Origin of the sequence: Neobacillus driksii, from assembly GCF_013409995.1 — a bacterium.
GTDB lineage: Bacteria > Bacillota > Bacilli > Bacillales > Cytobacillaceae > Neobacillus > Neobacillus driksii.
Genome location: NZ_JACCBX010000001.1, coordinates 292023 through 317209 on the forward strand (window position 1 = coordinate 292023; position 25187 = coordinate 317209).

The 25187-nt window shown below is 40.1% G+C and carries 22 protein-coding genes; 7 read left to right on the forward strand and 15 right to left on the reverse strand.

Annotated features, from left to right (window positions below):
* The first annotated feature begins 101 nt into the window (after positions 1 to 101).
* The gene (gene galE / locus F4694_RS01260) at positions 102 to 1073 is read left to right on the forward strand and encodes a UDP-glucose 4-epimerase GalE (protein ID WP_179595087.1); all 972 of its coding nucleotides are present in this window, start codon (positions 102 to 104) and stop codon (positions 1071 to 1073) included.
* A gap of 621 nt (positions 1074 to 1694) precedes the next feature.
* A complete protein-coding gene (locus F4694_RS01265) occupies positions 1695 to 3500 on the forward strand; it encodes a sensor domain-containing protein (RefSeq protein ID WP_179595088.1) in 1806 nt (601 codons plus the stop codon).
* 34 nt (positions 3501 to 3534) lie between these two features.
* Here the strand turns inward: F4694_RS01265 and F4694_RS01270 are convergent, their stop codons facing one another.
* The gene (locus F4694_RS01270; protein WP_179595089.1) at positions 3535 to 4008 is read right to left on the reverse strand and encodes a GNAT family N-acetyltransferase; all 474 of its coding nucleotides are present in this window, start codon (positions 4006 to 4008) and stop codon (positions 3535 to 3537) included.
* Between the two features lie 66 nt (positions 4009 to 4074).
* Positions 4075 to 4794, reverse strand: coding sequence for a metallophosphoesterase family protein (locus F4694_RS01275; protein ID WP_179595090.1), 720 nt, complete (start codon positions 4792 to 4794; stop codon positions 4075 to 4077).
* A 134-nt stretch (positions 4795 to 4928) separates the two neighbouring features.
* On the opposite strand from F4694_RS01275, the gene purU reads away from it, so the two are divergent.
* A complete protein-coding gene (gene purU, locus F4694_RS01280; RefSeq protein ID WP_179595091.1) occupies positions 4929 to 5828 on the forward strand; it encodes a formyltetrahydrofolate deformylase in 900 nt (299 codons plus the stop codon).
* Positions 5829 to 5914: 86 nt separating this feature from the next.
* Here the strand turns inward: purU and F4694_RS01285 are convergent, their stop codons facing one another.
* Complete coding sequence (locus tag F4694_RS01285; protein WP_218895478.1) at positions 5915 to 6406, reverse strand: CPBP family intramembrane glutamic endopeptidase; 492 nt, start codon at positions 6404 to 6406, stop codon at positions 5915 to 5917.
* Positions 6407 to 6433: 27 nt separating this feature from the next.
* The gene (locus F4694_RS01290; RefSeq protein WP_179595093.1) at positions 6434 to 6682 is read right to left on the reverse strand and encodes a hypothetical protein; all 249 of its coding nucleotides are present in this window, start codon (positions 6680 to 6682) and stop codon (positions 6434 to 6436) included.
* A 188-nt stretch (positions 6683 to 6870) separates the two neighbouring features.
* Here F4694_RS01290 and F4694_RS01295 point away from each other — a divergent pair, with 188 nt between their 5' ends.
* Positions 6871 to 8082, forward strand: coding sequence for a sensor histidine kinase (locus F4694_RS01295; protein ID WP_179595094.1), 1212 nt, complete (start codon positions 6871 to 6873; stop codon positions 8080 to 8082).
* On the forward strand, positions 8057 to 8713 hold the full coding sequence (locus F4694_RS01300; protein WP_179595095.1) for a response regulator transcription factor: 657 nt from the start codon (positions 8057 to 8059) through the stop codon (positions 8711 to 8713). Before F4694_RS01295 ends, F4694_RS01300 begins: the two co-directional genes overlap by 26 nt.
* Before the next feature lie 47 nt (positions 8714 to 8760).
* On the opposite strand, the gene sleB is transcribed toward F4694_RS01300, so the two are convergent.
* From sleB to F4694_RS01335, 7 genes are all read right to left on the reverse strand, one after another.
* The gene (gene sleB / locus F4694_RS01305; protein ID WP_179595096.1) at positions 8761 to 9480 is read right to left on the reverse strand and encodes a spore cortex-lytic enzyme; all 720 of its coding nucleotides are present in this window, start codon (positions 9478 to 9480) and stop codon (positions 8761 to 8763) included.
* Positions 9481 to 9585: 105 nt separating this feature from the next.
* A complete protein-coding gene (locus F4694_RS01310) occupies positions 9586 to 13320 on the reverse strand; it encodes a S8 family serine peptidase (RefSeq protein ID WP_179595097.1) in 3735 nt (1244 codons plus the stop codon).
* A 252-nt stretch (positions 13321 to 13572) separates the two neighbouring features.
* Positions 13573 to 14868: a helix-turn-helix domain-containing protein gene (locus F4694_RS01315; protein WP_179595098.1), complete on the reverse strand. Its 1296-nt coding sequence runs from the start codon at positions 14866 to 14868 to the stop codon at positions 13573 to 13575.
* Between the two features lie 344 nt (positions 14869 to 15212).
* Positions 15213 to 16205 (reverse strand): NAD-dependent epimerase, encoded by a 993-nt coding sequence (locus F4694_RS01320; protein WP_179595099.1) that lies wholly within the window; start codon positions 16203 to 16205, stop codon positions 15213 to 15215.
* Positions 16202 to 17590 carry a protein kinase family protein gene (locus F4694_RS01325; protein ID WP_257029072.1) on the reverse strand — a complete coding sequence of 463 codons (1389 nt, stop codon included), beginning with the start codon at positions 17588 to 17590 and terminating at the stop codon, positions 16202 to 16204. The genes F4694_RS01320 and F4694_RS01325 overlap by 4 nt, the downstream gene beginning before the upstream one ends.
* Positions 17590 to 18651 (reverse strand): glycosyltransferase, encoded by a 1062-nt coding sequence (locus F4694_RS01330; protein ID WP_179595100.1) that lies wholly within the window; start codon positions 18649 to 18651, stop codon positions 17590 to 17592. The genes F4694_RS01325 and F4694_RS01330 overlap by 1 nt, the downstream gene beginning before the upstream one ends.
* 570 nt (positions 18652 to 19221) lie before the next feature.
* Entirely contained in the window at positions 19222 to 19821 is a 600-nt protein-coding gene (locus F4694_RS01335) for an NADPH-dependent FMN reductase (RefSeq protein WP_179595101.1), read from the reverse strand.
* Between the two features lie 266 nt (positions 19822 to 20087).
* Here F4694_RS01335 and F4694_RS01340 point away from each other — a divergent pair, with 266 nt between their 5' ends.
* Entirely contained in the window at positions 20088 to 20423 is a 336-nt protein-coding gene (locus tag F4694_RS01340; protein ID WP_179595102.1) for a zinc ribbon domain-containing protein YjdM, read from the forward strand.
* 42 nt (positions 20424 to 20465) lie between these two features.
* On the opposite strand, the gene F4694_RS01345 is transcribed toward F4694_RS01340, so the two are convergent.
* Both F4694_RS01345 and F4694_RS01350 read right to left on the reverse strand, forming a co-directional pair.
* Positions 20466 to 21308 (reverse strand): aldo/keto reductase, encoded by an 843-nt coding sequence (locus F4694_RS01345; RefSeq protein WP_179595103.1) that lies wholly within the window; start codon positions 21306 to 21308, stop codon positions 20466 to 20468.
* Between the two features lies 1 nt (position 21309).
* Entirely contained in the window at positions 21310 to 22539 is a 1230-nt protein-coding gene (locus F4694_RS01350; RefSeq protein WP_179595104.1) for an MFS transporter, read from the reverse strand.
* Between the two features lie 170 nt (positions 22540 to 22709).
* Here F4694_RS01350 and F4694_RS01355 point away from each other — a divergent pair, with 170 nt between their 5' ends.
* Positions 22710 to 23081: a winged helix-turn-helix transcriptional regulator gene (locus tag F4694_RS01355; RefSeq protein WP_179595105.1), complete on the forward strand. Its 372-nt coding sequence runs from the start codon at positions 22710 to 22712 to the stop codon at positions 23079 to 23081.
* A 31-nt stretch (positions 23082 to 23112) separates the two neighbouring features.
* On the opposite strand, the gene F4694_RS01360 is transcribed toward F4694_RS01355, so the two are convergent.
* Together F4694_RS01360 and F4694_RS01365 are read right to left on the reverse strand one after the other, a co-directional pair.
* The gene (locus F4694_RS01360; protein ID WP_179595106.1) at positions 23113 to 24120 is read right to left on the reverse strand and encodes a FecCD family ABC transporter permease; all 1008 of its coding nucleotides are present in this window, start codon (positions 24118 to 24120) and stop codon (positions 23113 to 23115) included.
* The gene (locus F4694_RS01365; protein WP_179595107.1) at positions 24117 to 25127 is read right to left on the reverse strand and encodes a FecCD family ABC transporter permease; all 1011 of its coding nucleotides are present in this window, start codon (positions 25125 to 25127) and stop codon (positions 24117 to 24119) included. The genes F4694_RS01360 and F4694_RS01365 overlap by 4 nt, the downstream gene beginning before the upstream one ends.
* Positions 25128 to 25187: the final 60 nt, after the last annotated feature.

The following is a 25187-nucleotide window of genomic DNA, read 5'->3' on the forward strand; positions in this document are numbered from 1 at the left end:
AACATTCAAGTTTTGGACGTAATGGGGGGTGGATTTGTTACAATGATTTTGTGATAAAATGAAACTTATAAGAAAAATTTTTTGTATAAGGGGAAATGACAATGATTCTCGTTGTTGGCGGTGCTGGTTATATCGGCAGTCATCTTGTTAAGGAATTAGTGGAAAAGGAAGAGGTAATTGTACTAGATAACCTGTCTACAGGTCATCGTGAAGCGATCGATACAAGAGCCATTTTTGTACAGGGAGATCTCGGAAATGAAGAAGACCTGCAAATGATTTTCTCTAGTTATCCCATTAAGGCTGTTATGCATTTTGCTGCTTTTAGCCTAGTAGGAGAGTCTGTGGTTGATCCTCTTAAATATTATGAAAATAATGTCGCAGCTACGTTAACGCTTCTAAAAGTAATGATGAAAAACAATATTAAGAACTTTATTTTCTCTTCTACTGCGGCTACATATGGTATCCCAAATGTTGAGATTATTAATGAACAAACCGTCACAGCTCCTATCAATCCTTATGGCCATTCTAAATTAATGATAGAGCAAATGCTTTCTGATTTTTCGAAGGCATATGGTTTGAACTATGTAATTCTACGGTATTTTAATGCGGCTGGGGCACATGAATCTTCTAAAATTGGTGAAAGTCATGACCCAGAAACGCATTTAATTCCTATCATTCTTCAACAGCTTTTAGGTCAACGTGAAAAAGTGGCTGTTTTCGGCTGTGATTATGACACGGCTGACGGTACATGTATTCGCGATTACATTCATGTTACTGATTTAGCAAGCGCCCATATCCTTGCATTAGAGGCTTTATTAAGTGGAAAGAAAAGTGCAGAGATTTATAATTTAGGAAATGGTCTTGGCTATTCGGTAAAAGAGGTTATAGAGACGTGTGAAAGAGTAACCGGGGTAAAAGCGAATGTTGAAATGGCTGATCGTCGTGCTGGAGATCCAGCAAGACTGGTAGCTTCTTCACAAAAGATTTACAATCAATTAGGCTGGAAAGCAGAGCGGAATTTGGAACAGATTATTGCAGATGCTTGGAGATGGCATAACAATCAGCAGTATTAAACAACAAACCCTTGTCCGTTTCCGGGCAAGGGTATTTTTTATATGGCCTAAAATATAAAATGAATGATTATTTTTATCCAACCGAAAAACGCAATCCATAGTGGTACACTTAATGAAGTGCCCCAAACTAGTCCATAGGCGAAATTACCCTGCTCGTCCATAAAATCCACTCCCTAGTAGTAGTTGTAGATTAATATTTCTGTTTTCCAATTGTTATACTGATTATAATGTTAAACGCTTACACTCACAATAATACAAATGATTTATTTTACAGTGCTTAACTTGAAAAATAGAGACAAAAGCACTAAACACGTTTCGATAATTAACTTTATCAAAAAGGGAATGGGAAAAAACGAAAAGCTTGTCATTAGTATCTGCTTTTGTTTTCGACTGGTTTCTATCAAACTGACCTGCTTTATTTCGACAGGTTATTTTCTAGGAAATTAATATAGGCTTTCTTTAAATGAGATTGAGCGCTTTTAATCAAACGTTTGATTAGTTATAGAAGGTGAAAAAAATGTCTGAGTTTGTTGATATCTATCACAGCTATATGCGGGAATATGGTATATCGTCTCATTAAGCAGATGTTTGATTCTCCGGAACGTAGAAAGGAGATTTCTCTTGAGATATGAGATTAAAAATTCAGATTTAAGTACTTTCGTCGAAGGATGTAAACCCTTACTTTTAGCTATGCCCTATCCATGTTACGTAATGGATTTGGAGGGCAGTATTGTTTTTTCGAATGAAGCTGTTCAAGAATTAACAGGTTGTGAAAGACATCCTGATTATCAATGGAATTTTGTCACGTTTTTAGAAGAAGAAGAGATTGATAAGACGATTGAGCATATTAATACTGTCCTCAAAGGAGAAAGGAAGAGTATTCAAACAAAGATTAGAAATCGGAACGGTCAAGTAATAGATGTAAATATTCTTTCTATTCCCGTTAAAGTAGATGGTGTAATTCTAGGTATTTGCGGCTATATTACCAGCACAGCAAATGAAAAGAATCTTTCACCTTCTACTACTCGGAATTGGGATACTATTATTACTGGTATTAAGAGGATTGATCAAATCGTTGTGGATAGTACAAAGAGGAAAAAAGCAGAGGAAAAATTAACGTATTTAGCTTTTCATGATTCTTTGACAGGTCTGCCAAACCGAAGGAAATTGGATTATGAGCTTCATAAAACGTTAAATGAAGCAAAGGAAAAGAAAATAAAGGTCGGGGTACTATTCTTGGATCTCGATCGATTTAAATATATCAATGATTCTCTTGGTCACAAAATGGGAGATAAGGTTTTACAGGTTATTGCAGACCGGTTGAAGGGCAGTTTGGAGAGTGATGATACAATCTCACGTCAAGGCGGGGATGAGTTTGTCATCTTGCTAAATAACGTGAACACAAAGGAGGAACTTCATGAAGCAGCAGCCAGAATTAATAGAATAATTGCAGAACCAATCGGACTCCTTGGTCATGAATATGTACTCAATGCCAGTATTGGAATGAGTATTTTTCCTGATCATGGGTATGAGGCAGAAGGATTAATTCAGAAGGCAGACCAAGCGATGTACCTTGCAAAGGAAAGCGGAGTAGGAATACAGTCCTATGAATTAGGAATGGCGAAAAGTCTATCACGAAAACTGCTGCTAGAGCAATACCTTCATAAAGCCATAGAAAAGAATGAATTATATCTGGTGTATCAACCAATCGTTGATGTGTATGGAAAACAGGTGATCGGGGTAGAAGCACTTCTGCGTTGGCAGCACCCCGTTTTAGGGGCGATATCACCAGGAGAATTTATCCAAATTGCCGAAGAGTCAGATTTAATCATAAAATTAAGCAATTGGGTATTGGAGACTGCCTGTAGACAACGTAAAATATGGACAGATATGAACTTGCCACCATTCTATGTCTCTATTAATGTACCTGCGAGGCAAATTAATTTGGAATCTTTTCTTGAAAGTGTTAAGGACGCTTTAGCACGCCATCAGTTACCTGCTAATCTGTTAAAAATTGAAATCACAGAAAGAACAGCGATGACCAATGTCCAGCAAACATTGCACACGATAAAAGAATTACAGGATAAAGGAGTCGACATCATTCTTGATGATTTTGGGGTTGGTTACTCGTCCATTAGTTATCTCGTTCAATATCCATTTAATACGATAAAAATTGATAAATCCTTTATTGAAGGGTTAGAGAATAAAAATCAGCGTTCTGTCTGTCGAACATTAGTGGCAATGGGAAGAAACCTTGGAATGAATGTGGTAGCAGAGGGAGTTGAAGAGTTAGAGCAATATCAATTTTTATGCAGTATTGGCTGCCATAACATGCAGGGATATTATTTTAGCAGACCAACTAGTGTGGAAATGGTCGAAACGTTCTTTACTCCTGAACAGAAGGGCTTAAAAGGAAAATTCAAATAAGGCCGGAGAACGTATTGACTCCGGCCCTAATCTATTAATAATGCTTAACCATCGTAATGAATTCAGTTGTTCCTCTATTAAACTCCACTTTTTTAACAAATCCAAGTTTGGTATAAAGATGAATGGCTCTTTGATTAAACTTTGCTACTGTCAATCTGATTGAATCCAACTGATAGGTTTCTTGAATATACGAAAGGATATACGTGAAGAATGGTGTCCCAAACCCCTGTCCGGTAATCGCAGGATTCATGCCAATACCGATATCTTTCATATCCTCATTGTAGGCGCCAACTGTAGAACCGAATGGGACTTGGGCTGCGCTTCCAATACAAAAGAACCCAACGAGTTCATCGAATTGATTCAAAACGGCATAATAGGGGTTCTCTAGTAATTCGTTCAGAGATTCAGAGGTTTCTTCATTGTTATAAAAATCGTAGGGTGGTTCGTATCTCCAATTCAGTATCTGTTTTGCATATTCTTCCGTCAGATTCCTTACAAATAACTGCATTTTAAAAAACTCCTTTTTCTATATTCAAAGAAAACCGCTGCCATAAAGTGAACAGCGATTTTGTCTTTAAATTTTTGCAGTCCGTATCACTTTACTCATCATTTCTGCATTTGGATAATGGACTTCATGATACAGTGCTGCGACACTTTCGAAATCATAATTTACTCTTCTGATGGATGTTTTTATATGTCCGTCCTGGACTTCAACAAGTCCATAGGATGATTTTGTCAGGCCATCGAATGGTAAACCCACGCTGCCAATGTTCATAATGACTTTGCCATTTAGATATCTAATATATGGCTTGTGGATATGTGCATATACGAAAACCTGTGCAGTTTGCGCCTGAATTAAACTCGTTTCGATTTGGTTGTCATCCGCGTTAGGGAGGACGATATCAAATAAACTCGTCGGAGTAGCGTGGAAGGCTGAAATCTCAACATCTTCGATGGTGAGATTTAATTGAGCAGGCAGGTTCTCTAAATAATCGATGTCTGCTGGTTCTAGGTGCTCCACAATCCATTGGCGTTCAAGATTCATTAACTCTAGTGCCTTATCAGACACCTCACCTTCCCTGACACCGCGTACCACCCATTCATCGGCATTTCCTTTTATCACATCAGTATGTAAAGAGCGGACTAAATCGAGAGAGCGTTTCGGTTCCGGTCCACGGTAACAGATGTCACCTAACACATATATTCTATCAATTCCTTGCTTCTCGATATCCTTAAGAACAGCATCAAGTGCGATAGCATTCCCGTGTATGTCAGAAATGAAAGCGATTTTCATATCACAGACAACCTCCTTTTAATAAATTTTACCATTAATTGTTTGTGAACTAAAATTAGAATTTTCAAAAATACTTAGCTTATAAAGGCTTTCTGCTGTATAATTCTTTCTAATAATGTTAGAGGAGATAGAAAATGAATACATATATAAAGGATCAACTTGAAAAGTTTCAACAAGAGAACCGTAATCGTGGCCGTTTGCTTGTCAGTTGTCCGGATCAGCCAGGCATTGTTTCAGCCATCTCACAGTTTTTATTTTCGTATCAAGCCAATATTATAGAGTCCAGTCAATATTCTACCAATCCGGAAGGCGGAGTATTTTTTATCCGAATTGAATTTGAATGCCCGGGTTTAAAGGAAAAGGCAAAGGATATGGAAGGTCAGTTTGCTGCGATTGCTGAGAAGTTTTCAATGGATTGGAAATTAACGCATGTCTATCATGTGAAGAAAGCGGCAATCTTTGTGTCGAAGGAGCTTCACTGTTTGCTTGAATTGCTATGGGAATGGCAAAGTGGTGATTTAATGGCGGATATTGCGCTTGTGATAAGTAACCATGAGGAAGCAAGGGATGCTGTGGAAGGCTTGAATATCCCGTTTTACTATATTCCTGCGAATAAGGATATTCGTGAACAGGTGGAAGAGAAGCAGCTTGAGTTATTAAAGGAATATGAAATTGATTTAGTGATATTAGCTCGGTATATGCAAATCCTGACTCCTAAATTTGTTGCGGCAAATCCAAAGAAAATCATTAATATCCATCATTCCTTTTTACCGGCGTTTATCGGTGCCAGGCCGTATGAGCGTGCCCATGCCCGCGGTGTAAAGTTAATCGGAGCAACCTCCCATTATGTTACCAATGATTTAGATGAAGGGCCGATTATTGAGCAGGATATTGCCCGTGTCGATCACCGTGATGATGTCGATAATTTGAAAAAAATTGGTCGTAGAGTGGAAAGAAGTGTTTTGGCTCGAGCGGTAAAATGGCATATTGAAGACCGAATTATAGTCCATCAAAACAAAACGATTGTTTTCTAAACTTCGCTCTAGAGTTGCTGAAATAAAGAAGCTGACCAAAAGGGTGGATGGAAATAATCCTCCTTGAAGGTCAGCCCTATTTATTTTTACAAAGGTGTGACTGTATGATTAATTTGCTGGTTTTTGGATTTTTTTAAAATAATGAGTGAGTATAGTAAAAATGCTAAGTTGAGCAGTAAAAATATACTTAACCATTTCAGTGAATACTCTGTACTATGAACACCGTAAGCGCCTGTGGTACCATACTCTACTGCATCTAACACAAAGTGGAAGAGAATAGCTGGAAGTAAGCTCTTATTTGCTAAAACCATCGCTGTAAGGGCCATACCAGCAAAAGACGTCCATCCAAACTGAAAAAGTGCATATGTTACATCCCCGCCAACAAAGATATTACCGAGATGTGCAGTACCAAATAAAAGTGAAGGAACAATAATCGCAACTGCTTTACCAAATGGTAATATCGCTCGAAGAAGAATACCTCTAAATAAAATTTCTTCATTCACTGCAACACCTACAGCAGCAATCAGCAATAGCGGAATATGCCCCAATGTTGAATTAAAACCAAGATAGAAGGCCAATGTGGCAGGGATAACGAGTGCTGGTACTCAAACATACCATTCTTTTGTTAAGGAAGGCATTTTCAATCCGATTTCTTTGTCAATTTTCACCCATTTTACTGCTAAGAAAACAGTGGTTGCATAGATTAGCATGATTAACCAACCTAAATCTTTTTCAACCGTAAGTGAAGGGTTAAACGATTGAATCCCCTTTACGGCAAGCATTCCTATTAAGCCTCTGCCAATCAGTACTACAAGAAATAAAACCAAACTATAACGATATAAAAATTTTTTCATTTGTTTTTCCCCTTTTCTTCAATTTGTATCCTCATTATCTGCGAGAAACGGTCATACCTAAAAGTGAACTTGGTCATAAGGGGGTCATATGACTTTTATGACAGACAGCCTTTAACGGAAAAAAAGGGAAATATGAAGCGGTGTGGAATATAGTAAGTGATTAAATCAGAAGATTGAAGGTGCTCATTATGCTGCCAATTCGGCAAGAATCCCATTGGGTTTATAAAACGGCACAAATAACTAGAATAGGCTGGTTTGTCCTTCATTTATTATTTCTAGCTATATTTCTTTCCTCCATGCCTTTCTTCTGGCTAATCCTGCCGTTGTTCTTTGCCGCGTTCTTAATTCCACAATGGTTAGGAATTAAGATTGATAGTTTCGGTGTCAAAAACTATCCTTTACTTGAATTAATTTTCAGCGGACTGTTTTTAATTGTCGGCTGTTATTTGTTAGGGGAGTATTCATCCTTCTTGGCCTATCCTGCCCTCTGTGCGGGTATTTATAGTAATCCTGGGAAGGAACGTTGGTGGTTTTGGGCGGGATTTTCCCTTGTTCCGTTCCTTGCTGTGCTTGCAGTTGGATTAAACCATTTGGGCCTTGGCGTTATAGATGGTTTTTTCTTCTATGGCATTGGTATAGCAGTGGCAAACGTTATTGAAGCCGAGAAGAGGACGCAAAGGCTGCTTGTTGAAAACCGAAGGCAGAATCAACTTTTGAAGGAATATGCTAGGCAAATTGAAAAGGTCACGTTATTGGAGGAGCGAAATCGCTTGGCACGAGATCTCCATGATACGGTAGGACATACCTTTACATCTGTTATTATGGGACTTGACGCGGCCTCGTATCTAATGAAAACATCTCCGGAAAAAGCACAAGAACAAGTAGATGTGTTAAGTGATGTGATGAGGAAATCTTTACGAGAAATTCGAACTCAAATTCATCAAATATCTCCAAGTGAAGATAGGGAAGATGTACCTTCTCAGCTAAAAAAAATTGCGGATGAATTTGCCTTACATACGAAAACTAATATCCATTTTGAACATATAGGCCTACATGAAATCAATATATCCTCTCAAGCAACCATTACTCTAATAAGGTGCCTTCAGGAATCACTAACTAATGCCATCCGCCATGGCAATGCCAATGAGATTATGATTACACTAAAGGCCGATTTTTCTCATTTGATCCTTTTGATACAGGATAATGGCATAGGCATTCGAGAGGTAAGCTTTGGTTTTGGTCTTAATGGAATGAAGGAGCGGTTGGAATCACTCCAAGGTCGATTGAGCATTGAATCAAAGGGAAATGAAGGAACGGTTGTTACTTGTTTTTTACCTGTGAATATAAGCCGTTTTAGGGAGGGGGTTATACAAGATGATAAAAGTGTTACTAGTGGATGACCAGGAACTGATTACGGCAAGCCTTGCGATTGTATTGGGAGGGGAAACTGACTTTGAAATTGTCGGAACAGCTGAAAATGGAAAAGTCGCATTGGAGTTAACGAAAAAGCTTTCTCCGGATGTAGTACTGATGGACATTCATATGCCTGAAATGAATGGGGTCGACGCCACAGCTCAAATTAAAAGCCTATTTCCGTCTGTAAAGGTAATGGTTTTAACAACCTTTGAGGAAATAGGGTATGTTCGGGACGCTTTGGCAGCTGGAGCAGAGGGATATGTATTAAAAGCCATTCATCCAAAAGATCTTGCAGCAGGAATCAGGCTTGTCCATCACGGTGGGACGCTGATTACGCAGGAGATTGCGAAGCAGTTAATTACACAATGGATTACCCCAACGGAAAAAGTAATAGAGGAAAAAAGTAATCGTAAAGATTTTGGACTCACGGAAAGAGAAGTAGAAATAGTAGAGGAACTTTCGAAAGGGCTAACCAATCGTGAAATAGCCAGAAAGCTTTTCCTGACTGAAGGAACCGTTAAGAATTATATTTCAAATATTTATTCCAAATTAGAAGTGACAGGAAGGCACAAAGCCGTTTTTAAAGCGAAGGAGCAGGGAATTATAAAGCCATAGACTAAAAAACTGTCATCATAATTCAATTGTAGATGACAGTTTTCTATTTATTTACAAAAAATATGTTTACCAATTTTCTTAATTTGTGGACGGCTCCATATCCAGCTGCTTGTCGCGGTATCAGGATTAAAATAATAAATGGCATTGCCAGTTGGGTCCCATCCATTAACTGCATCCAATACGGCTTTTTTTGCGGTTTCATTTGGTGTTAAATTAATTTGCCCATCGGCTACAGCAGTGAAGGCTCCAGGTTCATAGATGACACCTGCGACACTGTTTGGAAAAGAGGCACTCTGAACTCGGTTTAAAATAACGGCTGCCACAGCGACTTGACCTATGTAGGGTTCTCCGCGTGATTCTCCGTATACGGCGTTCGCCATCAATTGGATATCGTTTTGGCTATACCCATTTGGAACATTGGCACCAGTACCACCTGAATTACCTTGCTTTTCATATTTTGTTGCTTTTACAAGCATGGCCTTCGTTTTTGCCCCTACCATCCCATCAACAGGAAGACCAAACTGATCTTGAAAATTCCGAACTGCCCAATATGTACCCCATCCAAAAACCCCGTCAATCTTACCTTTATAAAAGCCATTATAAGAGAGGCGCGATTGCAGCTCAATCACATCTTCACCAGACGAGCCTTGTTGAAGTACCTGGTTCGAAAATGCGTGAATTTCTTTCTCTTGGTCGCTATTTACGAAAAATGTAACAGTTAGAAAAACAATAATTAGTGGAAGCTTAAACAAAGTTTTCTTCTGCAATGTTCATCCTCCTAACATTTTAATGACAAGTTAGTTATATACTTCCATATCTTTTGTCTTTCTATCCACAAAAAGAGACCAGTTGTGAAAACTGGCCCCTAAAACTTACCTTAGTCCATAAGCTTTAATTATTTCTTGTTTGATACTATTGCCTTTGTCATCCCAAGCGCTTGCACGAAGGGAGACAGTCATTCCAGCTTTGTTTGGATATTTAATACTTGCTGTCCAACCGTTGTCTTCAGCAGTTAAATCAACTTTTTCCCATGTCAGGCCTTCGTCAAACGAAACTTCAAGGGAAGCACCTTCCACAACTCCGTTTCCTGGTGCACCAGCAATTTGAACCGCGGATAGGCCAAGCTTTGTTGTTTTGCCTGCAATAGCGTTACCGTTCATGTCAGTATCAATTTTATAATCCAGTGAAAGAAGCGGCAGAGCTACACGAGATTCTTCTGCCTTTTTTGACCAGAATGTCCACTCGGTATGGGTACGAACAGATGTCTTCCAGCGTTCTGGATTACGAGTAGCATTACTTACGATTCTATACTTCGTGTTTTCCTCGGGTTGTTCTACAAATGAATAGATTGCCTGTCCGTTTGCTTTTTTCACGAGCGTATCTCCACGATAAAATTCTAACGTTTGCTCTCCAGGATAATTCATGTCTGCTCCAGTGTGTCCGATCCCTGAATCAGCCCATGCCGGAATGTTAAGAACAAAGTAATTTCTGTCACGGTAAGGGGGCCAGAAACCGTCTCCAAGGCGTGGTCGGACGACTGGTGAAAACCATTCTTCCTCTAGTTTCTGACCAGGTGTGTAAGCCACTTTCGGCTGACGTACTTCCCATTGTGCGTCAAGTATAGTAGCCTGATGGTACCAAGATGTGCCTTCTTGGGCGGATACCCATTCGGTTCGAACAGAAGGCAGTGATAGCTGTCGCAGGAAACCAACTCCATGGTGACTGTGACTCAGGATATCATAACGGAATTCCGCTCCTGGTGCCGGACGATCTGATTTATATTTGCTATCGATTTTAACAAGATCTTTGTTTTTTGGTGAATACGTTAAATCGCTCGGTACAGCATCATGGTGCATGTCAACAAGGTCATAAACGAATTCAGTGTCTGGTTTACCTTTAATATTTAGTGTTACTTTTCCGGCCTTCGCTGCCTCCACAAGCTGTTGACCTTCCGTACCGCTAATACCGGCAACAGCTAGAGGTGTATCAGAAAGTGAAAAATCTTCATTTTCAATTCCAACCCACTCACTTAGCTCCTGTGGTCCATCATTTACGGTAATTAACAGCTTTGCACCAGCTGCTAATGCTGCTGCAGCACGTTCTGAGCCTGATACTTCATCACTGCGAAGAACGACTACGGCCTTGTCCTTTACATTAAGACCAGTATAATCCTCTGGAGCTCCTTTTCCTGCATACACAGTCTCTAAATTGTGTGTACCTTTTAAAAGCGTACTTCCTGCCTGAGGGATATCATCCAGCTCTTTGCCTTGGAAGTTGATTGTCAACATCGGTTCAGCCAGGCGCCAGCGAGTGGCCAAAGTGAATTCTCCTTTTTCTACTTCTTTAGTAGGCTGTGCATACATGTTATCCGCCCATACAGGCATGATGTAAATATCATTTATAGATGATTCTCCAGTGTTGCGGTAATATTCCAATTTTCGATAAATGGCTTCTGTTTTATTTGGAACGTTTACCTCAATCGCTTCTGCCTTACGAGCGTCTAGTTCAACGGTCTGTGGACCGCTCAGGTTGATTTCTGGATTACCGACAAGTGCAATACCGCGGTGATCTGTATCGTTATCAACCTCTATCCAACCCATAACGGAATAGGTACCTGGCAGCAATCTCAGTTCCCTTGTCCCGTTAACGGACATAAATTCTGGAACGCCATTCGGTCCAAGAAGATAAAAGTAAGCTTCAGCAGGTGTCCCGTCGCGATCTGTTGCATTTAGGGTGAGAGAATATTTCTCTTCTTCCTTTATCATGCCTAAAGAAGTATGAGCAACTGTCTGTCCATTAAGATTAGCTGAAATATGTCCTTGATAGCGGGCGCCAAGAGTACCAAGTTGTGGATCAAGAGTTACTTTAACTTCCGCACTGCTCTTAGCCTCAATTGTCACTTTGTCTGTTGAAAGTGTAAGCAAGACAGAAGGTACTTCTGCACCATTGCTATCTGTTATTACGGTAGAAAGGTCTAGTGTAACAGCCTGGTCGCCGTCGTTTATATACGTGATGTTTTTCTCAACCATACTGTCACCTTCATGCGGCCAGTCATAGAATCCGAAGTCCAGCGACCCTGTCGCACGGACAGTACCCAATGTGGCAGCAGCAACGTCAAGACGCCCAGTACCGCCTTCAAATGGCTTAATATGGTCTAGCTTCTTGGTTGTACTCATCAGTGCCTCTTTCAGCTGTGCTCCTGTCCAATCAGGATGACGCTGCGCTAGAATAGCCGCTGCTCCAGCAACGTGAGGGGTTGCCATTGATGTACCATCCATCGTCATATACGAACCGCTGCCATTACTAAATTGAGAGCGGGCAGCTAGAATTCCTACACCAGGTGCCGTGAGGTCAGGCTTTAATCCCGATATTCCATTTTGTGGCCCTTTTGATGAGAACCAGGCAAGATGATCAGATTTGTCCACTGCGCCAACTGTTAAAGCAGAAGCTGCCGAACCAGGTGAATTTATTCCTTCCATACCTGTATTACCAGCAGCAATGACAAACAGCGCCCCTGTTTCAGAAGTTAAGTTATTTACGGCTTGAGCCATTGGGTCGGTTCCATCGCTAGGCTCGTTACTGCCTATACTCATATTAACAATTTTGGCATTCTGAGCCGCCCATTCCATCCCATCGATAATCCAAGAATCTAAGCCAAATCCTTCATTACTAAGGACTTTTCCTACAAGCAGGTCTGCACCTGGGGCGACCCCTTTATTTTTTTCCTCTGAGACAGCACCTGTCCCAAGTACTGTTGAAGCTACATGAGTACCGTGGGCATGATAGTCACGTACATCTTCATTTGGAACGAAGCTCTTTGCATCAACCAGTTGACTTGCGATATCCGGATGTTCTGCATCGATTCCTGTATCAAGCACTGCAACTTTTACGCCACTACCGTCGTAACCGGATTCCCAAGCAATAGGAGCCCCAACCTGAGGTACACTCTGTTCAAGTGTGGCTTCCACACGGCCATCCAGCCAGATTTTTTCAATTCCAGGAGTCAACATGGCTTTTGAGGTTTTTGCAGTCTTCTGCTTCTGCTTAATGTCCTGCCAGAACTTTTTTGTGTCCTTTTTTTCTGTAGAAAGTGCCAAACCATTTATACTTTCAAGTACATGGGTCTTTTTAGAACCCTTTGGTGTTGGTAACGCTCCTGAACGAGATTTTGCTTCTGAATATTGCACGATAACAGGTAAAGTCTTCAGTGTTGCGTCATCATAACCATCTTTAATGAGTGCAGTAACATTAAATAAATCCTGATCTAAGAAACCAGAAGCTAAATAGGGCATTGCTTGGTCAGGTATGACATATGTACCTTTGTCCACTGTCAAAATTCGTGCACCACCGCCAGCAGTTGCAGGTTCCACGTTAATCACGCTTTGTCCATCTGCAAGCTCTGTCACCGTTACAACATCACCAGTAATGAGGGTAATCACATGTTTTCCAGTACTTGCTTTTGCATTTACACCCTGCAGATTTGTAATGGCAGCTTTGCCATCGCCAGCCTTGCCCGAATCATCGGCAAATGCTTGTAGAGTTGGGACTGCAAGAAGAGCCGTGGTCATCATCACAGCAAAATACTTTTTATACTTTTGCTTGCCCATTATTCACATTCTCCTTTTCTATTAAAAAATTTTTCTTGTAACATCTTTAACTATAGATGGATTTAAATAGACTGTTAATTGGGACAATTTGTGTTAAATAAGGGCCCCATAAGAGGAACTAGTATAAAAAATGGAGGGTTTACTATTAAAAATAGATGGTTTTTCCTTTCTATTAACTTGGGACAATTTTATACATTCGACAAAAAAGGACAATTGGTATGCAATTGTCCCTTCTAATCTAGAAGACTATCTTTATTGTTTTTCTCGGACCCCTGTTTTCCTAAGGTCAACGGGTGACCTAATGTTAGTAAGCAGGTTCTTCAGGTGTTGATTGCATATATGAAGATAGTGATTGGCAGAAGCAAAGTCCTGTTTTTCTTCATAATAGGCTGCAACCATCTGAAGATATTTCATTCCTCTATCGATATTCATATGATGTTCAATAATGGGCAGTCCATGTTTAATGATATATTGAACCAGCATTTTCTTTGTACTTGCTGCTTCTAAATAAAGGATTTTCAATTCAATGCATCGCGGCGATTTTTGATCTTGAAAGGAATCTAATATCTCAGATAACAGCTCTGCAGCCTTTTCATTTTGCGAAAAAGAAATAAGCGCCTCTGCTAGATAGGAAATCGTTATATAATAGGAAGCTGAATTCTTTTCTTTGTGCTGAAGAGCCTGTGAATAATAATCCAGCGATTCTTCTATATTCCCTTGTTTGTAATATAAAAACCCGAGGTTATGAAACGAAAGGGCCTTCGTTTCCGTATCCTGAAGCATCTCTGCGTCATTTAAAATATGTACAAGTATCTCTTTCCCTTTATCAAATTCACCAATATGAATGAAATTAATAGCTAGAATCATTTTGACATGAACCATTCTTAATAAATTGTTTGTCTGATGAAAAACATGCAATGCTTTATACGCATAATGAATCGATAAAGAGTAGTGGGATAAATGCCCGTGCAGGGCTGATCGAAAATAATAATACTCTGATATTTTTGCCCGATATTCCTCTGCTTTGTTTTCCGCACGAGATAAGAAGAGGAGGGCCTGGGAAAATTGTTCCTTTTTTCCATAATAGATGGCTTGAAGGAGGTCCCAGACATAAGTTTCATAAGGAGAAAATTTTGAGATATATTTATGAATGCCTCGGGAGGAATCCTCAAACGTAAAAAAATCGTGCAATAGCAGATAGTACCGCAGCATATATAATTCATAGAGATAAATCATGTCCGTACAGTACACATATTCCTTGTATTCTTGCAATTCTTTATATAATATTGCAGCTTTTTCTTGGTGCAGCCGCTCTATTGTCTCGTAGAATAAATCCAGCTTATATCTAACTAATTCGCTCTTTTTGTTTTCTTCCTCAATAGAAATTTGCAATCTGTCACACAGCATCTGTAGTGTTTTTTGATTGGCCTCTTTTACATTGTTTTCAATTTTACTTAAGTGGGTAACCGAGCAAATGCCCTGGCAAAGCTGTTCTTGCGTCTTATTTTGCTTTCTTCGATGATAATAAATCACTTTTCCAATGGACATACAACCAACCTGCTTTCTAGTAAAATGAAAATTTCCCTAAGCCTAGTATACTGAATAGATGACTGTAGTTCTTGTTCTATTACTAGGCATATAGTACGATTTTTTTTCTGAAGGCTGTGTTAAATTTGGCTGTTGATTTGCGCTCCAGGCGCTACGCTTTCCGCGGGCTCGCCCGTGAGCCTCCTCGGTCGTGCCGACCTCCGGGGTCTCACTCAGCTCGTTCATCCCGCAGGAGTCGAGCGCCTTCCGCTCCAATCAACAGGTTCTAAAATCAACAGTCTCCTTTAACACAGCCATAATAAAAGTAATCCCCTCCATTTATTAGAGGGGATTCGGGCTGGTTATTAATGATATTTTTTATACCATTCTACGAAATGACCTAACCCGATTTCTAATGGGGTAGCAGGGGAGAAGCCGGCCGCCTTCTGCAGGTCCGTAATATCTGCATAGGTCTCTTTCACGTCTCCAGGCTGCATCGGGAGGAATTCGATTTTGGCTTTTTTACCGATTAGATTTTCTAAAGTCTGAATGAAATCCATTAATCTAACGGGGCTATTGTTGCCGATATTATAGATTTTGTAGGGGGCATGACTTGTGCTTGGGTCGAGATCTCTGTTTGGATTTGGCTCAGGTGGTTGGTCTAGCAATTTGACGATTCCTTCAACGATATCATCAATATAGGTAAAATCCCTGCGCATGTCGCCATTATTGTACACCTTTATCGGATTTCCATCGATTATATCCTTTGTAAAAGAATAATAAGCCATATCTGGTCTGCCCCAAGGTCCATACACAGTAAAGAAACGAAGACCAGTAGTGGGGATATTAAATAAATGACTGTAAGTATGTGCCATTAATTCATTTGCTTTTTTCGTAGCCGCATAGATACTTACCGGATGATCAACAGTGTCTCGGGTAGAGAAGGGGGTTTTGGAATTTGCTCCATATACTGAACTAGACGACGCGTAAAGTAAGTGCTCCACTTGATAATGCCTGCATGCCTCTAAAATATTTACAAATCCTACGAGGTTTGAATGAACATAGGAGTGAGGATTGGTAAGGCTGTAACGGACCCCAGCCTGCGCAGCTAAATTAATCACTATGGGAATCGAATGATTCTCGAAAATTTTGTTTAAACCTTCTGCATCGGCTAAATCTACATGATAAAAAGTAAACTTATCGTTAGTCTCTAATTGCTTTAGCCGTTCATTTTTTAATCGAACATCGTAATAGTCATTAAGGTTGTCCACACCGATTACATGATAATCTTCAGCTAACAAACGTTTAGAAAGATGGAAGCCAATAAAACCTGCTGCTCCTGTCACTAAAATGTTCATTTTTTATCCGATCCTTTTTTACGATCATTTCCCTTTTTCTTATTCTTGTTATCCCTCTTACCGCCGTGCTCCCTTTTTTGACTGTTACGATCATGCCCTTTTTTATGGTCGTGGTCCTTACCATGATCCTTGCCCTTTTTATGGCCATTCCCTTTTTTACTGCTACGGTTTTTTATTACTGGCAAAACAGTAGGAATGTCCTTAATTTCCCTTTGTACTTCCTCTTCGGTAAGTGGGATAGGAGTTTTCGTCCATTCCGCATGTGTGGCAGGATCTAGAACCTTTACTTGCTCTAGGAAATCAGTCAGGAAACCTCTTTCATGAAGGTTTTGAAAAAGTTCAAGAGGTCTTTCTTGCAGACGAGAGTATGAGTAGACATGGTCAACCATTTTAAAACCATTGTTAGTGACAAATACATGTCGTAAAGGGGCATCTATTTGTTTAAATCCAGCCTGTTTTTGGGAGGTTAGAATGTCTAATAAGAGTTTTGTCACGACGGGTTGAAGGGTGGTTTGTTTCTTTAGAAAGGTGTTTAAATCTGGTCCCACTAAATATTCCATGACAACGTAGTTATTTCCGCTTTCATAAACTTTTGGAATAAAGGAAAGGTCCTGATTAGCCAATAAAATGGTTTTTTCCATTTCGCAATGTCCTGGTTTTCCATAGATTTTTACGCATTTATCCTCAGCAATACGATAGACCGCACCTTGATGTCCTGCACCAATTAATGTTTGCGAGATAGCGCTATCCACTTTTACTCCTTCACCATCTCCTCCTGAGAAGACGGGAATGTTTCGGTAATCTATTTTGTTTTCATCAAAATATCTCTGCCACGTTTTATATGTGTCCGGTTCTAATTTTCTTACTTGAGATAAGAAGGATTCTTTTAGTAACATCATGTTTAAATCTCTCAATAATTTAAGTGGTACCGGATGTATGCGCTTGAAGGCATTTACATGGTCAATTACCTTAAGTTCTTCATTTTCAAGGACGAAAATATCCCGTAACGGGGCGTCAATCATTGTGAACTGAGCATTTCTCATTTCACCTAATATAAACAGAAGTTTTCTAGTAATCGATTCTGGGATAAAGGTACAATTCCGGATGTATTCCTTCAACGTTGGTGCATTAAAGTATTCCATGACGATATAGTTTTCACCGTATCCATAAAGTCGTGGAAAGAATGGTAAGTGTTGTCCTGCTTTTAATGCCTCTACTTCCATTTGGGCTTGAAGCGTGTTGCTATAAATTTTTACACAGCGCTCCTCCGATATTTTAAATACGGCTCCTTGAGCACCCATTCCGATTAAAGGATAGTTAGTGGGGTTGTCAATTAATAGAGTTTTTGGTCCTTTCGTTACTTTAATTAATCTGAAATCTTCCATCATGATCCCCCTAACAATTCATCATAATATTTAGCCTGCAAAAAGAGCTGCTTATTTTGGTCAAAGTTTTGTTCGACTTTTTGACGAGCAGAAATGACATAGCCTTCCCATAGGTGACTGTTCATTAACATAAATTCTAATGCTTCTGCAAGATGATCGACATCGTTTTCCCTTACTAATATTCCATCTTGGTTATTTGTGATGATTTCTGGAATACCAGCATGGTTGGTGGAGAGCACTGGAATTCCTGTTGCCATAGCCTCTTTGACCGTATTCGGAATTCCTTCTACATCGCCATTGGACGCCGTTAAACTTGGTGCACAAAATATGTCAGCTTGTCCCATTAATTCTGGAACTTGGCTTTTTGGCACACGATTTAATAGACGGAAGGAGGTACCTAAATTCAGCTGTGAGGCTAGGGATTTAATATAGCCTTCCAGCTCACCGCCTCCAATAATGGTAAGGGTAGCATTTGGAAATTGGGATTTAATCTTACTAAATGCCTGCATTAAGACATGGTGCCCTTTCTTTTCTACTAATCTCCCGATTGAAACGATGTTCTGTGATCCTTGTAGATTTGGTCCTTTATAAGGGAAAAGGCTAAGGTCAACCCCTCCGTAGAGAACTCTGATTTTATCGGCAGGACATCCCCATAAATTAATGCGATGTGCTAGATACTGACAAACCGGGAAAAAGCGATCTCCTTGTTCGAAAAGCATCTTCATGCCTTCTAAATAGTCAACCGGCTGATTAGCAAGGGTTGCATCTCTGCCCCTTATACTTGTTACGAGTGGGAGGGAGGTTTCTTCCTTAAATGGAAGAAGTAATAAACCTAATTGAGCATGGTGTGCGTGTATGAGCGAAATTTTATTTTTTTCTACATATTCTTTTGGTGAGAAGATTTCACTTAGGTAGTGAACCTTTTTATTGAGAAGCGGCAAGTTTACCATATACTTAGGCTGCCTGACCAAATGGATATAATCATAGCCTGGAACTTCCCGAATCTGGGGAATATATTGGGTCGGGTCCACCCGCAGGTTTAAATGGATAACTTTAGGCAATTGTCATTCTCCTTTCAAAAATAATATCTAAATTTATAATCCTCTAAAAATAAGGTATGCTTTTTGAAAGGGAAGGCTTGGACAAATTGGTAAAAACACAAGTATAAAATGCGCCACAGTCGGTATGGACTGTGACGCATTTTTTTACTTAACTGTGTTAATTGGGCTGTTGATTTGCGCTCCACTAAGGAATGCTTCTTGGAATAATCACCACAGGGACGTGCGGTCTTTGCCTGTCCCGAGGCACTTCGCTTTCCGCAGACGTTGCGGTGAGCCTGTCTAGCTACAGCGCCTAGCCCCTCGAGTCGCTTCGGTCCTGACGGTGAAGTCAAAGAGCGACTTCAACGCCAGGCCCTCCAGCGCTTGTCGGGGCTGGACAAGGCGCTTCCGCTTTTCCTTCTCCTCGGCGCAAGCGCCTGTGGGGTCTCACTTGCTCCGTACTCCTGCAGGAGTCTTCGTGCCTTCCGCGCAAATCAACAGGTGCCAATATCAAAGTTTCGCTTTAACACAGGCTAGAAAAGAGACAAAAATAGCGCCATAGTCGAATAGACTATAGCGCTATTTTTGATATTATCGTAATGTTTTTAAAGCTCCGCTCCAAGCGATTACTTCATCAAGCATTGCCGTCATGTTTGTTTGGTGTAAATCTTGTGGTTTGAATACAGAGCCGTTTTCGAAGTCTGTGAATAAAGACAATGTTGGATGTGTACGAACGTCAGCAACTTTTACTTCGCCAAGGATTCCACGTAAATGTTCTGCAGCACGTGCTCCACCTGTTGAACCGTAGCTTACGATACCAGCAGCTTTGTTGTACCAAGCTTCACGTGCAAAATCAATTGCATTTTTTAATGCGCCAGTAATGCTGTGGTTGTATTCTTGAACAACGAATACGAATCCATCTAAGCTCCCAAGTTTTTCATTCCAAGCAGCGATTCCTGGTTCTGTTCCATCAGTAGTTCCTAAGAATGGCAGGTTGTAATCTGCGATATCCACGATTTCATAGTCAGCATCTCCGCGTTGATCAGCAATTCCTTTTACCCATTCTCCTACCTGCGGGCTAACACGTCCTTGACGTGTACTTCCTAAAATAATACCGATTTTTAATTTTGGATTTGTCATTGTTTCTTCCTCCTTTGTTGTTGTACCAAATAATTTGTTTAAAAAACCCATGCTGGCCACCCCTTGCTGTTAATTTTAATCTATAAAGGTTTTTCGAATTCAAGTGTTTTGAATAAAAATATTATAAAATAAGATATTTTCAATTCGAGATAAATATAATACAAATTTATCTTGATGTCAAGAGATTGGATTCGATAGAAAAGATTTATGAAGCTCAAACTTTTTTTATTTAATTTCATTGTAAGAAGAGGAGCTTGTCCGTTTGAAAAAGCTATGCAACAATATACAAAGAATAGAACGAAGGGAGGAAAGCGAACATGTCTACTTTGCCAAATTGTCCAAAATGTAATTCTGAATATACATATGAAGATGGAAGTTTATTCATCTGCCCGGAGTGCGGTCATGAGTGGAGTTTAGAAACTGTCTCTGAAGAAGAAGAAAGAGTCATAAAAGACGCAAATGGAAATGTATTAAGTGATGGCGACAGTGTAACGGTCATCAAGGACCTTAAAGTAAAAGGAAGCTCCTCAACACTAAAACAAGGTACGAAGGTGAAAAATATACGTTTAGTGGATGGCGACCACAATATCGATTGTAAAATCGATGGATTTGGTGCCATGAGTTTGAAGTCTGAGTATGTGAAGAAAATATAAAAATAGGCGCTCCCTGCTGTAATGGAGCGCCTTCGATTTCTTTTAAAAATCAATGTTGTCAGGGTCTGGACCGACTCGATAGTTTTCGTTTAGACTACTTATTTTATCCATATCTTCTTTTGTCAGTTCAAAATCAAATAGGTTGGAGTTCTCTATTATTCTGTGTTCCTTTGTTGATTTAGGTATGGTTACAACTCCGTTTTGTAAATCCCAGCGTAAAATGATTTGAGCGACGGTTTTGTTATATTTATCGGCTAGTTCCTTTAATAGAGGATTATCAAATAATTCACCCTGCATTAAAGGTGACCAGGCTTCAAATTGAATACCATTGTTATCACAAAAGGCTTTGACTTCTGCCTGAGTTAACCGTGGATGGTATTCCACTTGATTGACCATTGGTTTGATTTCAGTATCCTTTAGTATTTTTTCAAGATGGTGGACTTGGAAGTTACTAACTCCAATCGCTTTGACTTTTCCTTCTTTATAGATTGTCTCTAATGCCCTCCAAGCCTCTACATATTTATCCTCTACTGGCCAGTGAATAAGGTACAGATCAAGATAATCGAGACCTAGTTTTTTTAAGCTAGTTTCGTAAGCCGTAATAGTTGATTCGTAACCTAAATCAGAATTCCAGACTTTCGAAGTAATAAATAATTCATCTCTTTTAATTCCATATTCTGTCATCGCTTCGCGAATGGCCTGTCCAACACCTTCTTCATTCCCATAAATAGAGGCTGTATCTATACTGCGGTAACCTTGTTTAATCGCAAATTTAATAGCATTTACTAATTCGGGACCTTCTTCGACTTTAAATACCCCAAGACCGAACCAAGGCATTTTTACCCCATTTGATAAAGTAGTTGTTGCTTGTAAGTTGTTTGTCATTTTATTGAACCTCCATTTTTTGATTTAATAATGAACACGTGTTTTCGACGGCTTTGTCCTTTTGTTCAAGGTTTCGACTTAAGCCTGTAAGGATTACAGCGCCAAGGACCATTAACGCTCCTATCCAAGTGGTGTGAATCAGTCCAATTGAATCGGTTATGATGCCGCCTAAGTAGGAGCCAATTGCGATTCCTGCATTAAAGGCAGCAATATTAAGGGCAGAGGCTACGTCTACGGCGCTTGGCACGTACCGCTCTGCCAGCATCACGACGTACACTTGTAAACCGGGTACGTTCATAAAAGCAAGCAGTCCCATAAAGAAAATCGTGATTAATCCTGCGATTTTAAATGGTGCTGTAAACATTAAAATAAATAGGACAACAGCCTGGACAATAAACATATAAAATAAAGCCTTAATCGGATTCTGATTGGACACCTTTCCACCTATCATGTTTCCGATCGCGATTGCAATTCCATAGCCAAGTAGAATCGCGGCTACCGTTCCTTCTTTAAAGCCTGTGATATCCTGCAAGATTGGAGATAGATAAGTAAAGACGACGAACGTTCCACCATAACCTAAGGCAGTAATGATAAATACTAGTAATAGACGGCCATTTGTGACGATTTTGATTTGATCACGAAAAGATGAAACGGTACTTTTTCGTAAAGACGATGGAATTAGGATACTATTCGCTAGTAATGCGATGATTCCGACAACAACAATCAGGATAAACGCCATTCGCCAGCCAAATTCTTGACCGATAAAGGTACCAAACGGAACGCCAGTGACCGTGGCAACCGTTAGTCCTGTAAACATAATCGAGATTGCACTGGCTCTCTTATTTTCCGGTACCAAATCAGCTGCGATCGTAGAGCCGATTGACATGAAAATACCATGTGAGAGGGCAGATATTACGCGCGCAGCTAGGAGTACGCTGATGCTCGTAGCGCTTGCCGCAAGACCATTTCCGATAATAAAAATGACCATGATCCAAAGTAATAGAGATTTACGTGACATACTAGAAGTAAGTGATGTCAGTATCGGTGCACCAAAGGTAACACCAAGTGCGTATAATGAAACCGTTAATCCGGCAGTTGTAACGGGTATTTCTAAATCATTTGCAATTAGCGGTAAAAGGCCGACACTGATAAATTCAGTGGTTCCAATTGCAAAGGCACTAATGGCTAAGGCCAGCAGTGAAAACAAACTTTGTTTATGATTGAAAGACATATATGTCTCCTCCTTAAAAATATTTGAACGATTTGCTTGCTACAGCTCAATCGATAAATGTTATTATGAGATATAGTGAAACATTAGTGAAGTACGCACTTTAAAGTGATATAGATACTTTTAAGTAATATAGGTACTTATAAGTGCCTGTAAAGAGGAGGGTATTACGTATGAAACAACAAAAGAAATATAATATATCTGTAGAAGCCACACTTGAAGTAATCGGAGGTAAGTGGAAGTGTGTGATTCTCTGCCATTTAACCCATGGCAAAAAACGAACCAGTGAATTGAAACGCTTGATGCCTGATATAACGCAGAAGATGCTAACGCAGCAATTGCGTGAACTAGAGGAAGATGGGGTTATTAACCGAATTGTATATAATCAAGTTCCGCCAAAAGTTGAGTATGAGTTAAGTGAGTATGGCTGGAGTTTAAAAGGTATCTTAGATTCACTATGTGCTTGGGGAGAAAAACATATAGCAAAAGTGTATGGCAGTATGGATGTGTTAGAAGAAAACGTATTAAATGAACATTTAAAATAAAAAGGCGTATCCTTTTTTCAAGGATATCGCCTTATTTTTTCAATAAGAGGTATACAAAGTATGGAGCTCCAATTAATGCAACCATAATACCGGCAGGGATTCCTGAAGATTCTAGGATATTACGCCCAACGGTGTCAGCAAAAACAAGAAGCCAGCCGCCAATTAGAATGGCAATTGGTATAAATAATTGATTTCGGGGTCCTACTAACGCTTTTGCCATATGTGGCGCCATTAAGCCGATAAAGGTAATTCCTCCTGTAACGGAAACCGCAGAGGCAGCAAGGGCAACGGCGGTAATAAGTAAAACAATCCGCTCTTTCTCAATCGATACACCAACGCCGATTGCTACTGGTTCACTAAGACTTAGCAGATTCAATCTATTGGCTTTATATAATGTAAAAGGAAGCAGAACAACCAGCCAAGGGAGGAGTGCCCAAATAAACGGCCAATCAGTTCCCCAAATATTCCCTGCTAACCATTTCGCAATAAAATCGACCTTTGCGCGTTCAGCAGAAGAAATTAGGACAATCATGGCTCCGGAAAGTGCCATCGAAAATCCGACTCCGATTAACACCAAACGCACAGGCTGCATCCCTTCGGTTTTGCTATATGCGAATAGATAGATCAGAACGGCAGTCAGCAATGCACCGACGAAAGCAACAACTGGAAGCATATAGACAAACGTACCAGAATCGATAGGAAAAAACAAAAAGAAAACAGTAACAGCAACACCCGCACCAGAGTTAATCCCAATAATGCCAGGGTCAGCTAAATCATTACGGGTGATTCCTTGTAAAATCGCCCCTGATAAAGCTAGTGCCATTCCAGCTAAGAGGGTAATGATGATTCGCGGTAATCGAACCGAAAATAACACAAATTCCTCTTTGAAACTACCTTGACCAAAAAGGGTAGGAATCAGCCTATCGTAAGAAAGAGAGGCCGGACCTAAGCCCAACCCAACTACAAGGGTAATCAAAATTAATGCAAGTAAACTAATGAAAATAATTCGTTGTTTTCTAAGTAACGATGGGTGAATCATGAGAATGCCTTACCTCCTTTACGGACAATCACAAGAAAGAAAGGTAGTCCCAAGGTTGCGACAATCGCCGCCACAGGTGTTTCAAAGGGAGCATTCATGGTCCGGCCAAGTGTATCGGCAAAAAGCATAAAGGTAGCTCCAGAGATAGCCGACATGGGAAGAATAAAACGATAATCGGTTCCAACCATTGCTCGAACAACATGAGGAACCATTAAGCCGATGAAAGCCATGTTTCCTATAAGGGCAACAGAAGCCCCTGCTAATAAAATGATTGCGATAAAGAGAATGACCTTTATTTGTGTTGTATTTTGACCTAATCCCACGGCCACTTCTTCATTTAAACTAAGAATCGTAAGCTGTCTTGATAAAAAGAAAGAGACCAGTAACCCAACTAGGATAAAGGGTACAATAATCTGGAGCTGCCCCCATGTAGTGCCAACCATACCCCCAGCGGTCCACATCGAGACATTTTTTGATATCTTGAAATAAATCCCAATACCTTCAGCAATGGCATAAAGGAAAGCAGAAACAGCTGCGCCTGCTAATACGATTCTTAGTGGTGAAAAGCCGCCTTTTCTCATCGCACCAATGCCGAATACCATGGTGGTTCCTACCGCTGCTCCAATAAAGCAGGCGGTGGTGACACTGAAATAATTTGCCGAAGGAATAAAAGCAAGTATGAATGCAAGTGCAGCATTTGCCCCGGCGGTCAAACCCAGCAGCCCTGGATCAGCCAGGGGATTCCTAGTAATTCCCTGCATAATTGCTCCGGAGACGGAAAGCGCAGCCCCAACAATGATGGCAGCGATTTCACGAGGCAGACGGATTTCACGAATGATGGATATTTTTTCACCCTTACCATCTGAAAATAGTGCCTGCCATACGTTGTGGAGAGAAATATCTGCTGCTCCCATGGTCATCGAAAGGACAAACATCGCGGCAAATACAAGCAATCCAATTAATAGTTTATAGCCAAAAGGAATGGAACGTCGGTTTTCATTCGTCATAACTCTCTCATCTTTTCTTTCATAGAATAGGGGGAAGAGGAATCCTGTAAAAGGATTCCT